The organism is Peribacillus sp. NJ4, assembly GCF_030348345.1.
Classification (GTDB): domain Bacteria; phylum Bacillota; class Bacilli; order Bacillales; family DSM-1321; genus Peribacillus.
Genome location: NZ_JAUCFQ010000001.1, coordinates 4057051 through 4070241, shown reverse-complemented (window position 1 = coordinate 4070241; position 13191 = coordinate 4057051). Strand labels below are relative to the sequence as shown.

The 13191-nt window shown below is 41.9% G+C and carries 12 protein-coding genes; all 12 read left to right on the top strand.

Annotated elements, in window-relative coordinates:
* Positions 1-76 precede the first annotated feature (76 nt).
* The 12 genes from QUF94_RS20240 (at position 77) to QUF94_RS20185 (ending at position 13126) form a co-directional block, all read left to right on the top strand.
* Positions 77-490, top strand: coding sequence for a MerR family transcriptional regulator (locus QUF94_RS20240; protein ID WP_289317410.1), 414 nt, complete (start codon positions 77-79; stop codon positions 488-490).
* A gap of 205 nt (positions 491-695) precedes the next feature.
* Positions 696-2210, top strand: coding sequence for a carboxylesterase/lipase family protein (locus tag QUF94_RS20235; protein WP_289317409.1), 1515 nt, complete (start codon positions 696-698; stop codon positions 2208-2210).
* Between the two features lie 36 nt (positions 2211-2246).
* Positions 2247-3515, top strand: coding sequence for a kynureninase (gene kynU, locus QUF94_RS20230; protein ID WP_289317408.1), 1269 nt, complete (start codon positions 2247-2249; stop codon positions 3513-3515).
* A 14-nt stretch (positions 3516-3529) separates the two neighbouring features.
* Positions 3530-4879: an amino acid permease gene (locus QUF94_RS20225; RefSeq protein ID WP_289317407.1), complete on the top strand. Its 1350-nt coding sequence runs from the start codon at positions 3530-3532 to the stop codon at positions 4877-4879.
* Between the two features lie 17 nt (positions 4880-4896).
* On the top strand, positions 4897-5742 hold the full coding sequence (gene kynA / locus QUF94_RS20220) for a tryptophan 2,3-dioxygenase (protein ID WP_289317406.1): 846 nt from the start codon (positions 4897-4899) through the stop codon (positions 5740-5742).
* 25 nt (positions 5743-5767) lie between these two features.
* Entirely contained in the window at positions 5768-6394 is a 627-nt protein-coding gene (gene kynB / locus QUF94_RS20215) for an arylformamidase (RefSeq protein WP_289317405.1), read from the top strand.
* 16 nt (positions 6395-6410) lie between these two features.
* Positions 6411-7064, top strand: a complete 654-nt coding sequence (gene nadD / locus QUF94_RS20210) for a nicotinate (nicotinamide) nucleotide adenylyltransferase (RefSeq protein ID WP_289317404.1) — start codon at positions 6411-6413, stop codon at positions 7062-7064.
* Positions 7065-7324: 260 nt separating this feature from the next.
* On the top strand, positions 7325-8362 hold the full coding sequence (locus QUF94_RS20205) for a sulfate ABC transporter substrate-binding protein (RefSeq protein WP_289317403.1): 1038 nt from the start codon (positions 7325-7327) through the stop codon (positions 8360-8362).
* 68 nt (positions 8363-8430) lie between these two features.
* Positions 8431-9270: a sulfate ABC transporter permease subunit CysT gene (gene cysT, locus QUF94_RS20200; protein WP_289318451.1), complete on the top strand. Its 840-nt coding sequence runs from the start codon at positions 8431-8433 to the stop codon at positions 9268-9270.
* Positions 9271-9281: 11 nt separating this feature from the next.
* Entirely contained in the window at positions 9282-10166 is an 885-nt protein-coding gene (gene cysW, locus QUF94_RS20195) for a sulfate ABC transporter permease subunit CysW (protein ID WP_289336063.1), read from the top strand.
* An 11-nt stretch (positions 10167-10177) separates the two neighbouring features.
* Positions 10178-11242 carry a sulfate/molybdate ABC transporter ATP-binding protein gene (locus tag QUF94_RS20190; protein WP_289317402.1) on the top strand — a complete coding sequence of 355 codons (1065 nt, stop codon included), beginning with the start codon at positions 10178-10180 and terminating at the stop codon, positions 11240-11242.
* Between the two features lie 522 nt (positions 11243-11764).
* The gene (locus QUF94_RS20185; RefSeq protein ID WP_289317401.1) at positions 11765-13126 is read left to right on the top strand and encodes a C40 family peptidase; all 1362 of its coding nucleotides are present in this window, start codon (positions 11765-11767) and stop codon (positions 13124-13126) included.
* Positions 13127-13191 lie beyond the last annotated feature (65 nt).

The window sequence follows — 13191 nt, the reverse complement described above, 5'->3', positions numbered from 1 at the left end:
TCCTCGAAGTCACCTTTTTGGATTGTTATGTTATAGTATCGTTAACAGTAGATTTTAAAAGAAGGTGACTGTCTGGATGAATATATATCGGATTGGCCAGCTTGCTGAACTTGCGAATGTTTCGAGGAGAACCATTGACTATTACACACAATTAGGAATGCTGAACTATGAAAAAACTGGGTCAAGATATCGATATTACACAGAAGATGCCCTAAATCGTCTTCAAATGATTAATCGGTATAAAGAACAGAATATGCCTTTGACTGAAATCAAGGAACGGTTACAAGTTTTGTCTGAAACCACTGTTGATTCGGAGCAAGTGCTCTTGTTGGTGGACAAGATATCTACAGACCTTAAAGGACTGGAGAATGAATTGCTTGAATTAAAGCCCTTACTGGAAAAGCTTGATGAACAGCAGTTAACATATGCTGCAAAACAGCTTTCCGTTCGGAGCAGCTCTTTATTGAGCATCATTGCCATGCTCGCCTAAGATTTTTGCCGAGTTCAACAAAAAAAGACCTGATTGGGTCTTTTTTTTGTTGAACTCGGCAAACGATGCTTACTTAAGGATTGCATAAGATAGTGGTACTTGGCTAAATGGAGATTTTAATCTTTTTTCGATATAGATGAAGGATATAAGTGAACGGAAAAAGAAGAACTTAAGTATCTACGACTATATGAAGAGGTGAGAGTGAATGATTGGATCAATAGTTACGACAGGTAAAGGACATCTTCAAGGCACTATGGAAAACGGTATATGCGTTTGGCGTGGAGTCAGGTATGCGAAACCGCCGATAGATGCTCTGCGTTTCCGCTCGCCTGAGCCCGTTGATAAATGGAGCGGTGTCATGGATGCAGTGGATTTTGGTCCCATACCCCCACAGCCGATGGATCGGGCTGTAAGAACTGGAATGGCAGCAAATGAAAAAATGGATGAGGATTGCTTGTTCCTGAACATCTGGTCACCTAGAGCTGATGATAAAAAACGCCCGGTCATGGTGTGGATTCCTGGTGGAGCATATATAACGGGAGCCGGATCCCTTGATATGTACAATGGACACTTATTGGCTAAGAATGGAGACGTAGTTGTAGTAAGCATCAACTATAGGCTGGGTGCACTGGGATATTTGGATTTTACCGATTTGGCAGTTGATGGGGAAATATTTGAAACCAATTTAGGTTTACGTGATCAAGTGGCGTCTCTGAAGTGGATTAAAGAGAATATAGAAGCTTTTGGCGGCGACCCTGAAAATGTTACGATATTTGGTGAATCAGCTGGAGGGAATGCCGTAACGACTTTACTTACCGTTCCTTCAGCGAGAGGTCTATTTAAACAAGCTATTGCAGAAAGTCCCGCTCCGACATCTGTTTACGGAAAAGGATTTGCGCGCCATTTCAGTGAAAGGTTCCTTGAGATCTTGGGCATTGGAAAGAATGAAATCCAACGGTTAAAAACATTTCCAGTTCAAGAGATTGTCGCGGCATCCTACCAACTATTACAGGAAAACTCGCAAGACAAGCCGGGTTCCCTATCATTTGGACCTGTCGTGGATGGTGACTTCCTGCCTGATTATCCACTAGATTCGATTCGATCAGGAAAAGCAAAGGGAATATCCTTGCTTATTGGAACAAATAGGGACGAAGCTACATTATTCGACCAGATGGATTCCCCGTTAATCCCGACTAATGAAGAGATGATTCATAAAATGTTTGAAAATACTGATCCAGACGCGAAAGAGCGAATTACGAATGCTTATTTGAACTACCCGGAAAAGGAAGCTGTGCTAGGCATTGGCCGGGATGCGACTTTTCATATTCCTTCGGTTTGGTATGCGGAGGCATACAGTCGCATCGAAAAAACATGGATGTACCGTTTTGATTATAAAACGGCGGCAATGCGCATAAGTAAATTAGGGGCGACCCATGGTATTGAAATTCCTTTTGCCTTCCAGACTTTCGACTCGGCATTGGGCAAACGGATTACTTCATATGGTTCCAGGCCAGCTGCACTAAAGGTTTCCCAAAGGATACAGGGCCATTGGGTCAACTTTGCGAAACATGGAAACCCCAATCCCCCGGAAGGCGAAATCTGGCCGAAATATGATGAAACCAATCACTACACAATGATTTTTGATAAAAAGGATTATATTGAAAAAGATCCTAACAGAATGATAAGGTTGGCATGGGAAGGGGTAGGGATTTACAAGTGAAATATAGTGGACTCGGAAGAAAGCGAGGGGAATTTTATGTCAATGAAAGAGGATGCGAAAACTTTGGATCAGGTAGATCCATTAGTTCCTTACCGAGAGGAGTTCTACTTGAATCCCGGGATGATTTATATGGATGGCAACTCATTGGGACTTTTATCGAAGCGGGCTGAGAAAAGTTTAATGAATTCATTGGAAGATTGGAAAATGTATGGAATTGATGGGTGGACGGAGGGTGCAGAGCCTTGGTTTTACTATTCTGAGAGATTGGGTGAATTGAGTGCCCAATTGGTTGGGGCAGCAGTGGATGAAGTGATAATGGGAGGGTCAACTACAGCTAATCTGCATCAGCTTGCGGCGACCTTTTTTGAACCGATAGCTGGCAGGAATAAGATTTTGGCGGATGACCTAACCTTTCCCAGTGATATCTATGCACTTCAAAGCCAGCTCCAATTGCATGGGCTGGACCCTTCGTCACATTTAGTCCAGGTGAAAAGCCGAGATGGTAAATTCCTTGAAGAAGATGACATCATTGCAGAGATGAAAGAGGAAATAGGGTTGATTGTACTTCCGACGGTCTTATATCGAAGCGGACAGATCCTTGATATGGAGAGGTTAACAAAGGAAGCGCATGCGCGTGGAATCATGATAGGATTCGATGCCTGTCATTCCGTGGGTGCGATTCCGCATTGGTTTGACAAGTGGGAAGTGGATTTCGCTTTTTGGTGTAATTATAAGCATTTGAATGGCGGGCCAGGTTGTGTAGCGGGGTTATATGTGAACCGTAAGCATTTTGACAGGAAGCCCGGGTTGGCGGGATGGTTTGGCTCGAGGAAGGATAAGCAGTTCGATATGGAACATTCCTTCACTCAGGCAAATTCAGCAGGTGCCTTTCAGATTGGAACTCCCCATATTTTAAGCATGGCTCCTCTTTTAGGCTCGCTAGAAATGTTTGCGGAAGCGGGAATCGAACAAGTCCGGAATAAATCTTTGAGGCTGACTCAATATCTTATGGATTTAATCGAATCGGAATTGGCGGGATATGGATTTGAAATTGGCAGCCCAAGGGATGAATCAAAAAGGGGCGGTCATATCATCATTGAACATCAAGAAGCTGCAAGAATATGTAAAGCATTGAAACATGAGGCTATCATACCCGATTATCGTGAACCGAATATGATTCGTTTAGCACCTGTTGCTCTTTATACCACTTTTCAGGAAGTTTATGAAACGGTACAGGTCCTCAAAAAGATCATGGACGGCAGGTTATATGAAAACTATGAAAATAAAAGGGGAATCATTGCCTAGAATGGGAGCAACAAATGGAGAAAAATAAGCTGCATCGTGAATTATCATCGAATCAAATTACAATGATTGCCATGGGTTGTGCAATCGGCACAGGATTATTTTTGGGCAGTGGCCTTGCGATTTCAACGGCAGGTCCAAGTGTACTGATCAGCTATGCAATAGGTGCATTCATTGTCCTTCTCCTGATGGGATGTTTGGCGGAAATGACTGTAGCCCATCCAACATCTGGATCCTTTGGAACCATTGCTGAAAAATATATAAGTCCATTTGCGGGTTTTGTTGTGAGGTATTCATATTGGATAGCGAATGTCCTTGCCATTGGTGTCGAAGTGAGTGCAATCTCGGTATATATGAAATATTGGTTCCCGGATGTACCTGGAAGCGTTTGGATCTTCCTTTTTGCTGCCTTGCTAATCTATGTAAATGCGACAAGTGTCAATACATTCGGGAATTTTGAGTATATATTTTCAATGATCAAAATTAGCGCCATTGTCATTTTCATTCTATTGGGTGCCTATGTGGTGATTGGCGCCGAACCTTCAAGCGGGATCGGTGCAGAGAACTATGCCAATGATGGAGGTTTTATGCCTTTCGGATTTTGGGGGCTTTGGGTCGCTATATTTATTTCTCTCTTCAGCTTTTTAGGAACTGAGTTGATTGCGGTGACGGCGGGAGAAGCAAAAGACCCTGATATTGCCGTCCCTAAAGCTTTGAAGGCAACTGTCTTCAGACTTGCCACTTTTTATGTACTGACAATCGGAATCATGTTAATGATCGTTCCCTGGCAATCCGCTGGTATTGAGAAAAGCCCATTTGTTAGGGTAATGGAAATCCTGAATATCCCTGGAGCATCGGGGATAATGAATTTCATTATTTTAACAGCTGCTTTATCTGCAATGAATAGCCAATTATATGCCTCCACCAGAATGATATTTTCATTATCCGAGCAAAAGCAGGCTCCATCCCTGTTTCAAAAAGTGAGCCGGAAAGGAGTCCCGATAAGAGCCCTTCTCATATCCACTTTGGGCATATTTCTTGCTGCAGGAGTAAAGGTCCTGCTTCCGGATACCTCATATGCATTCATGATGGGGATATCGATGTTCGGAGCCATTTTAACCTGGTTCATGGTGTTCATCTCCCATTTATATTTCAGAAAGGGGTGGGAGAGATCAGGGGGGCGTAAATTACCGGTCAAAATGTATGGCTTTCCGTATTTAACGATTCTTGGTGCATTACTCTTGTTTGCTTTGACGGTATCTACTTGGTTCACTGGCCCGTTTAAAATCGTTCTCCAGTTCGGTGTTCCTTGGCTGGTCTTCCTTTGCATCGTTTATTTTTTAATGTCGAAAATCAAAAGAACGTAAAGGGAAAGAGGGATGGTATGGATAAGGGACCAAAGGATAAACATCGTTTGGAAGAAGGGATGGTAACTGATTTTGAGAAGGATATGTCCTATGGGGACTACCTGCATTTAAATCAAATATTATCGAGTCAGCACCGGCTTTCCGGACATCACGATGAAATGCTGTTCATCATCATTCACCAAACCAGTGAATTATGGATGAAATTGATCCTCCATGAATTGACTGCAGCAACGGAACATATTGAGGCAAGGCACTTGGAGCCTTCCTTTAAGATGCTATCCAGAGTGGCTAGGATCCAACAGCAACTTGTTCAATCCTGGAATGTGCTTTCGACCTTAACGCCATCTGATTATATGGAATTCCGAGATAAACTAGGAAACTCTTCCGGATTTCAATCATTTCAGAACAGGTTGATAGAATTTGCATTGGGTCAAAAGAATTCGCAAATATTGGCGGTTTTCCGTCATCAGCCTGAGCTGTATGAGTCGATGATGGCTGCTTTGAATAAACCTAGTATTTATGATGCGGCGATTGGGGCTTTGGCTGCAAAAGGACTTCCCGTTGATGAATCAGTCTTGAACAGGGATTGGTCTGAAACCTATCGGGAAAATGCCAGTGTCGAAAGCGCGTGGCTGAAAGTTTACCGTGATGTGCATAAATACTGGGATTTGTATGAGTTGGCCGAAAAACTCGTTGATATTGGAAGTCAGCAACAATTCTGGAGATTCAATCATATGAGCACTGTCGAGCGGATCATCGGTAATAAGATGGGAACGGGCGGATCATCCGGTGTAAGTTATCTGAAGAAAGTGGTCGAACAACCATTTTTTCCTGAGCTTTGGACTTTAAGGACCAAACTGTAAGCTTTGACTGGAGGGGAAATTATAGATGAATCCATGGTTAGATATTTCTCAGCGCCTGAATGAAAGTACGCCATATTGGCCAGGAGATGCACCATATTCATATCGGCTTAATTCATCAATAGCGGAGGGGGCATCCGTGAATGTAGGGGAAATTCGGATGAGTACCCATTTAGGAACCCATATTGATGCGCCCTTTCATTTTGATGGACAGGGAAAAAAAATCATCGAACTTGATATCGATTTATATATTGGCACTGCACTTGTAGTAAAGGTGGATGCAGCTGAAAGTATTGGCATCAAAGATTTTGAAGGCATTGAATTGACAGGAGTCCGACGGTTGTTGCTGGGTACTGGACAATGGAAGGACCACAGCCGTTTTCCTGAATGGATTCCAGCGGTTGAACCAGGTTTAGCACCCTTCCTTGCAAATAAAGGAGTGAGGCTGCTTGGGATTGATTTACCTTCCGTTGACTTTCTCGACAGCAAAGAATTGCCTGCACATCATGCGCTGTCTGGCTGTGGGATTCATATCCTGGAAGGGCTGGTCCTTGACGGACTTGAGCCTGGGCTATACGATTTGGCTGCATTACCGCTTGCAATAGAAGCAGGGGATGGGAGTCCGGTCAGGGCCGTGGTAAAAAAGAAAGGCTGATGAGGGGGATATAAGGATGGGCAAAATTGGAGTTTATGGATCCTCCTTCGATCCAGTCACCAATGTGCATTTATGGACAGCATCCACCATTGCGCATCGTGCTAAGCTAGACAAGGTGATTTTTTTGCCTTGTGCCAATGGCCGCATCGATAAACAGATGAAAACGAGCAATGGACACCGTTGGAAAATGCTTGGGCTGGCAATAGGGGGCAACCCGTTATTCGAAGTTAGTGATTATGAAATTAATGAACGTGCTGGAACGAGTAAACAATATACTTGGTATACGATGGAATATTTTAAATCAAGATATCCTAAGGATGAAGTTTATTTCATAATGGGTGCGGATTTACTTGAAGATATTGATAATCAGGAGTTACCGATCCACTTACGATGGAAATTCAGGGAAAAGTTGATTGCCAATCATAAATTCATCGTCATGGCACGGGATGGGATCGATATGTTGAAAATCATATCCAAAAGTCCATTGCTAAGGAATTATGATGATGGCAATACATTTCACCTTATAGATAAAGGCCTTTCCATGGAAATCAGTTCTACATATATAAGGGATGAATTCGCGATGGGTGGGGAACCAAGATATTTACTGCCTGATCAGTGTTATCAGTATATTGTGGACAATAAGCTGTATCAAAAAGGATCAAATTCTTAAGTGTCGGGCTCGATCTCTCCGTGGATCGAGCTCTTTCGTATGGAAAATTCATTCACCTTCGATACGTGAATGAGTTTAAATAAAAGGACATGTTTATTAATAAAAACATAGTTGACAACTTGGTATACTATGCTTTATGTTAATGATACATAAATTCAGAATATTTGCTGATCAGAGAACTGAAGGCATACTATCTCCTTGAAAAAAAAATTAAAAGGGAAGTAGTGTGCTTTTTTTGTTGCAAAAACAGGGGGGATTCCATGAAAAAGTTGATGAAATTGACAAGTTTGATATTAGCCTTCGGTGTACTTGCAGGATGTAACTCGGAAAAAACGGAAGGGGACGGGACATCAAAGTCAAAGACACTTGAGCTATTGAATGTGTCATACGATCCGACACGCGAATTGTACCAGGAATTCAATGAAGCGTTTGTGAAGCACTGGAAAGAAGAATCGGGTCAGGATGTAACGATTCAACAATCCCATGGCGGATCTGGTAAACAGGGTAGGGCTGTCATTGATGGATTGGAAGCGGATGTCGTTACTTTGGCATTGGCCTATGATATTGATGCCATTTATGAAGCTAGTAACCTATTAGCGGGGGATTGGCAGAAACGTCTGCCGGAAAACTCGACACCTTACACCTCAACCATTGTGTTTTTGGTAAAAAAGGATAACCCTAAAGGCATTAAAGATTGGGATGATTTAACCAAAAAGGATGTTTCCGTAATTACACCAAATCCAAAGACAAGCGGAGGGGCAAGGTGGAATTACCTGGCAGCCTGGGCTTATGCAGAGAAGAATTTCGATAATGACGAAACAAAAGTAAAGGATTTCATGAAAAAACTTTATCAAAATGTTGAAGTTCTGGATTCAGGGGCACGTGGTGCAACCACCACTTTTGTAGAAAGGGGAATTGGTGACGTACTTATCGCTTGGGAGAATGAAGCCTATTTAACACTTGAAGAATTCGGTGATGACAAATATGAAATCGTCAATCCTTCGATCAGTATATTAGCAGAGCCACCGGTAGCTGTTGTCGACGAAGTGGTCGAGAAAAAAGGAACCAAGGAAGTGGCTGAAGCCTACCTGGAATACCTATATACGGATGCAGGTCAGGAAATTGCCGCGAAAAACTTCTATCGTCCAAGGGATGAGAAGGTTCTCGCTGAATATGAAGACCAATTTGCAAATATCGATATGGTGACTGTCGATGATACGTTTGGCGGGTGGAAAAAAGCCCAGGAAAAACATTTCAATGATGGTGGTACATTTGACGAAATTTATCAACCGCAATAAGCATGGGGGAGAAGATGGATATTCACATCTTCTCCTTCATAAATCAGAAAAAGAGCTGGGGCGAAGCGATGAATATAGCGACAGAAGGAAAACAGAAGAAAAAGAGGACCATACCCGGTTTTGGATTGACGATGGGGTTTACGTTGCTGTATCTCACCATCATCGTTTTGATCCCATTATCCATGGTTTTTCTAAACACATTTTCAATGGGATTTCAGGATTTTTGGGCGACCATAACTGAACCAAGGGTTGTCGCTTCGTATAAATTGAGTTTTTTGACAGCGTTAACTGCGGCCTTCGTGAACGCAGTTTTTGGCGTTTTAATTGCCTGGGTGCTTACTCGTTATGAGTTTCCCGGCAAGCGGATCATCGATGGGCTGGTTGATTTGCCTTTTGCCCTCCCGACTGCTGTGGCAGGGATTACTTTGACGACTTTGTACTCACCGAACGGATGGATCGGGCAATTTTTCAGCTTTAAAATCGCTTTCACTCCTATCGGGATTATCATCGCCCTTATATTCATCGGTCTTCCATTCGTAGTGCGGATGGTTCAACCGGTGCTTGAAAATATCGAAAAAGGGATGGAAGAGGCATCTGCTTCTTTAGGGGCGAATCGAATGCAGACATTCATTAAAATTATCTTCCCGGAATTGATTCCAGCGATATTGACGGGTTTTGCACTTTCTTTTGCGAGGGCACTTGGAGAGTATGGATCCGTTGTCTTCATTGCAGGAAATATGCCGTTTAAAACGGAGATTTCCCCGCTGATCATCATGACAAAGCTCGAACAGTATGATTATGAAGGGGCAACAGCTGTTGCAGCCGTCATGCTCATTTTTACATTCATAATTTTGTTCACCATCAATATCTTACAATGGTGGACCGGCAAAAGATATTCAGGGAAGTAGGAGGGGACATGTTGGAACATGATAATTCGGTGGTTGCAAAAACGAATGACCCGGTCATTATAACGAGAAACGCAACAAAAGAGCCTAAATCCATACAGTGGGTCCTTATTTCCATTGTATTGCTATTTCTGACTTTGTTTTTAGTTGTCCCATTAATCGCGATCTTTGTAAAGGCATTCGAAAAAGGTGCCGAAACATATTTTGCGGCCATTTCCCATCCTGATTCCCTGGCTGCGATTAAATTGACATTGATCGTAGTCCTCATCACTGTGCCGCTCAATGCCATATTTGGGGTAGTGGCTGCGTGGACCATAACAAAATATGATTTTAAGGGGAAAAACTTTTTAATAACGTTGATAGATTTGCCTTTTTCCGTTTCCCCAGTCATAGCCGGTTTGATTTTTGTCCTTCTCTTCGGCTTGCATGGAACACTTGGTCCATTGCTGCAAACCTTTGACATTAAAGTGATCTTTTCAATACCAGGGATTGTCATCGCCTCCATTTTCATTACCTTTCCATTCATTGCGCGTGAATTGATCCCGCTCATGCAAAGTCAGGGGACGTCTGAAGAAGAGGCATCACTAACGCTGGGGGCGGGAGGGTTTAAGACATTTTGGTACGTAACCCTTCCCAATATAAAATGGGGACTATTATATGGAGTCATACTTTGCAATGCCAGGACAATCGGGGAGTTTGGGGCTGTATCGGTCGTATCGGGCCATATACGGGGGATGACCAATACGATGCCGCTTCATATTGAAATCTTATACAATGAATATCAATTTTCAGCTGCTTTTGCCGTTGCATCCCTGATGTCCATTTTTGCAATCATAACCTTGATCATTAAAAGTTTCATAGAATGGAAAACGGACTTTAAATCAACAAAAGCGAGTTAGGGGGGAATGAAATGAGTATCATCATTGAAAATGTTACAAAATATTACGGGTCTTATCAAGCTCTCCAAAACATTAATATGGAAATAAAAAGCGGGGAACTCGTAGCACTTCTTGGCCCGTCCGGATCTGGAAAAACGTCATTACTGCGTATCATTGCGGGTCTTGAACAGGCAGAGAACGGAAAGATCCTCTTTAATGAAGAGAATTACACGCATAAGCATGTAAAAGATCGAAATGTTGGTTTCGTCTTCCAGCATTATGCCCTTTTTCGCAATATGACCATTTTTGATAATATTGCCTATGGATTGAAGGTCCGTCCTAGAAAAATAAGGCCAAGTAAAAAAGTGATTGAACAGAAGGTTACCGAGTTGCTTCAGCTCGTCAAGCTGGAAGGATATAAAGATCGTTATCCATCCCAATTATCAGGCGGCCAACGCCAGCGTGTTGCTTTGGCAAGGGCACTTGCGGTTGAACCGAATATTCTTTTGCTTGATGAACCATTCGGGGCATTGGATGCCAAGGTTCGTAAAGAACTTCGGCGATGGCTAAGAAGGCTTCATGATGAATTCAACGTTACGAGTGTGTTCGTGACGCATGATCAGGAAGAGGCGATGGATGTAGCTGATCGGGTCGTAATCATGAATGAAGGGAAAATTGAACAGATTGGTACTCCGGAAGAAGTTTATGATCAACCGCAAAATCCATTTGTTTATGATTTTCTCGGCAGTGTCAATCTTTTCAAAGGCAACGTTCACCAAGGGAAATTGGTAACTGGGAATGTGGAAATGAATGCCCCGGGCAGTGAAGATGGATTGGGAACGGGTTATGTAAGGGCTCATAACTTTATCATAGAAAGAGCATCATCAGAAAAGGATTCGATTGCTTCCATAATTGACCACATTCATACAATTGGCCCCATCGTCCGGATAGAAGTCATTCGTCAGGATACAAACGAACCGCTGGAAATCGAACTGACGAAAGATCAATACTTGAATCTGGAAATAAGCAAAGGGGAAAGGGTATTCGTCCGGCCAAAAGAATTGAAAGTTTTTGTCGACTTTATGGCTGGAATTTAAGAATGGGTCGAATATTGACAGAAAAACCGCTGAAGAGCGGTTTTTTTAGTTTTTTAATGAGGATATTAGCGAACTTTCCTGTATCAATGGTAAATAAGCTGCAATCTGATACAAAAGGGCTTCTATGCGTTCGAACTATGTGAGTTTTTACCTGCCGATAGTCTATAGTCCCTTGGTGCTAAACACTAGATAGAAAGTCTTGCATCAAAATACGAAGATGGTTTTGTAAGATATTGGTTGTATTATCACGAGGAAAAGTCGAATTCTTACGTATAATGTTAAAATTGAAATGTAATTGTAACATTAATATTACGTATTTGACAAAATCTGATGATATACTACGACTTAGGTGAAAACATAGTAGAGTATCAGAAGTGTATTTAATATAATTACAACCTTAGAAGATTACATAAAGAGTAAAAAAAATAGAGAAGAGTTCCCAGCAATTTATTTTGACTAATCATTTTTCATAGAGAAAAAGAAGTGGGTCGATGGAAATGCACGGGGAGGAAAGCAGGGGAAATGAGTTTGAAGAAAAAACTTATCGTATTGAACACGACAATTATGCTAGGATTGGGAAGCGCTTTTGCCATACCATCAGTGAAAGCTGAAGAAAATATCTCGGATATTCAATCGCAACGCACAGGAATACAATCGGATATTTCAGAGGCGGAACAAGTTATTCAGGAACTAAAAAAAGAACAGTCGAAAATGAATTCCCAAATTGCCCAGATTGAAACGGCAATGAGAGAAAATGACGAAAAAATCAAAGATACTAAACAAGAAATTAAAGACACGGAAAAAGATATAGTTTCTTTAAAGAAAGAAATTAAAGCGTTGGAAGAAAGAATCGCAAAACGCGAGGAAGTCTTGAAAGAGCGCGCCCTTTCATTCCAAGAGAGCGGCGGGGACGTTGAGTACCTTGAAGTTGTTTTAGGTTCTAAAAGCTTTGGTGAATTCGTTAATCGTGTTGGAGCGGTAGCTACAATTGTGGAAGCGGACCAACAGATTCTTAGCGAGCAGGAAGCGGATAAAGCTGACTTAGAAAAAAAACAAGCAACCGTAGAGAAAAAATTGCAAAACCTAAAGGATATGGAAGTAGAACTTAAAGGTATGCAATCTCAAATTGAAGATCAAAAAGCAGAAACTGTCAATATGAAGGCAAAGATTGAAAAGAAAGAAGCGGAAACAGAGGCCCTTAAACAATCTTTAGAGAATAAAGATGCAGGTTTAGAAGCACAAATAGCATCCATTCGTGAAAATATCAAAAAAGAGGAAGAACGTAAAGCATCTGAGAAAGCTGATCTTGACCGTGCTGCTGAAGAAGTGAATTCTTCAAATTCTTCTAGTGAAGAATCGCCAAGTTCTTCTAAAGGCGAAGCGTCGGCATCAGGTTCGTCTAAAGGTGAATCATCTTCATCTTCAAATTCAACTAAAAACAGTTCTGCTGATAAACCTGCAGCCAGTAAAACTGAAGCATCAAGCAAGCCAAGCAGTGCAAATACAGGCTCTGCAATTACAGCAGGTTATAAATATATCGGTAACTCCACATATAAATTTGGTGGCGGAAGAACGGCATCCGATATCGCTAACGGTTTATTCGATTGTTCAGGGTTCGTTGCATGGGCTTATAAACAAGCTGGTGTGAACCTTCCAGCCAGTACGGATGCATTGAAAAATGCAGGACGTCAAGTATCTGATAGTCAAAAACAACCTGGAGATTTAGTATTTTTCAATACCTATAAAACTGATGGGCATGTCGGAATTTATGTCGGCGGCGGCAAATTTATCGGTTCCCAAAGTTCAACAGGTGTTGCAATTGCCAATATGGAAAGTGGATATTGGGCATCTGTATACAACGGCCGTGTCGTTCGTGTAAATTAATAGTTCCTTAATAAGCAGGGGAGTAAATGCCCCTGCTTATTTTTTTTGAAAAAATATCGAAAAAA

What these genes read in the sequence shown, in the direction of transcription:
- QUF94_RS20185 (WP_289317401.1), top strand. Translation starts at nt 11,765, where the DNA reads ATGAGTTTGAAGAAAAAACTTATCGTATTGAACACGACAATTATGCTA.
- kynU (WP_289317408.1), top strand. Translation starts at nt 2,247, where the DNA reads ATGTCAATGAAAGAGGATGCGAAAACTTTGGATCAGGTAGATCCATTA.
- nadD (WP_289317404.1), top strand. Translation starts at nt 6,411, where the DNA reads ATGGGCAAAATTGGAGTTTATGGATCCTCCTTCGATCCAGTCACCAAT.
- QUF94_RS20240 (WP_289317410.1), top strand. Translation starts at nt 77, where the DNA reads ATGAATATATATCGGATTGGCCAGCTTGCTGAACTTGCGAATGTTTCG.
- kynB (WP_289317405.1), top strand. Translation starts at nt 5,768, where the DNA reads ATGAATCCATGGTTAGATATTTCTCAGCGCCTGAATGAAAGTACGCCA.
- QUF94_RS20190 (WP_289317402.1), top strand. Translation starts at nt 10,178, where the DNA reads ATGAGTATCATCATTGAAAATGTTACAAAATATTACGGGTCTTATCAA.
- QUF94_RS20235 (WP_289317409.1), top strand. Translation starts at nt 696, where the DNA reads ATGATTGGATCAATAGTTACGACAGGTAAAGGACATCTTCAAGGCACT.
- cysT (WP_289318451.1), top strand. Translation starts at nt 8,431, where the DNA reads ATGAATATAGCGACAGAAGGAAAACAGAAGAAAAAGAGGACCATACCC.
- kynA (WP_289317406.1), top strand. Translation starts at nt 4,897, where the DNA reads ATGGATAAGGGACCAAAGGATAAACATCGTTTGGAAGAAGGGATGGTA.
- QUF94_RS20205 (WP_289317403.1), top strand. Translation starts at nt 7,325, where the DNA reads ATGAAAAAGTTGATGAAATTGACAAGTTTGATATTAGCCTTCGGTGTA.
- QUF94_RS20225 (WP_289317407.1), top strand. Translation starts at nt 3,530, where the DNA reads ATGGAGAAAAATAAGCTGCATCGTGAATTATCATCGAATCAAATTACA.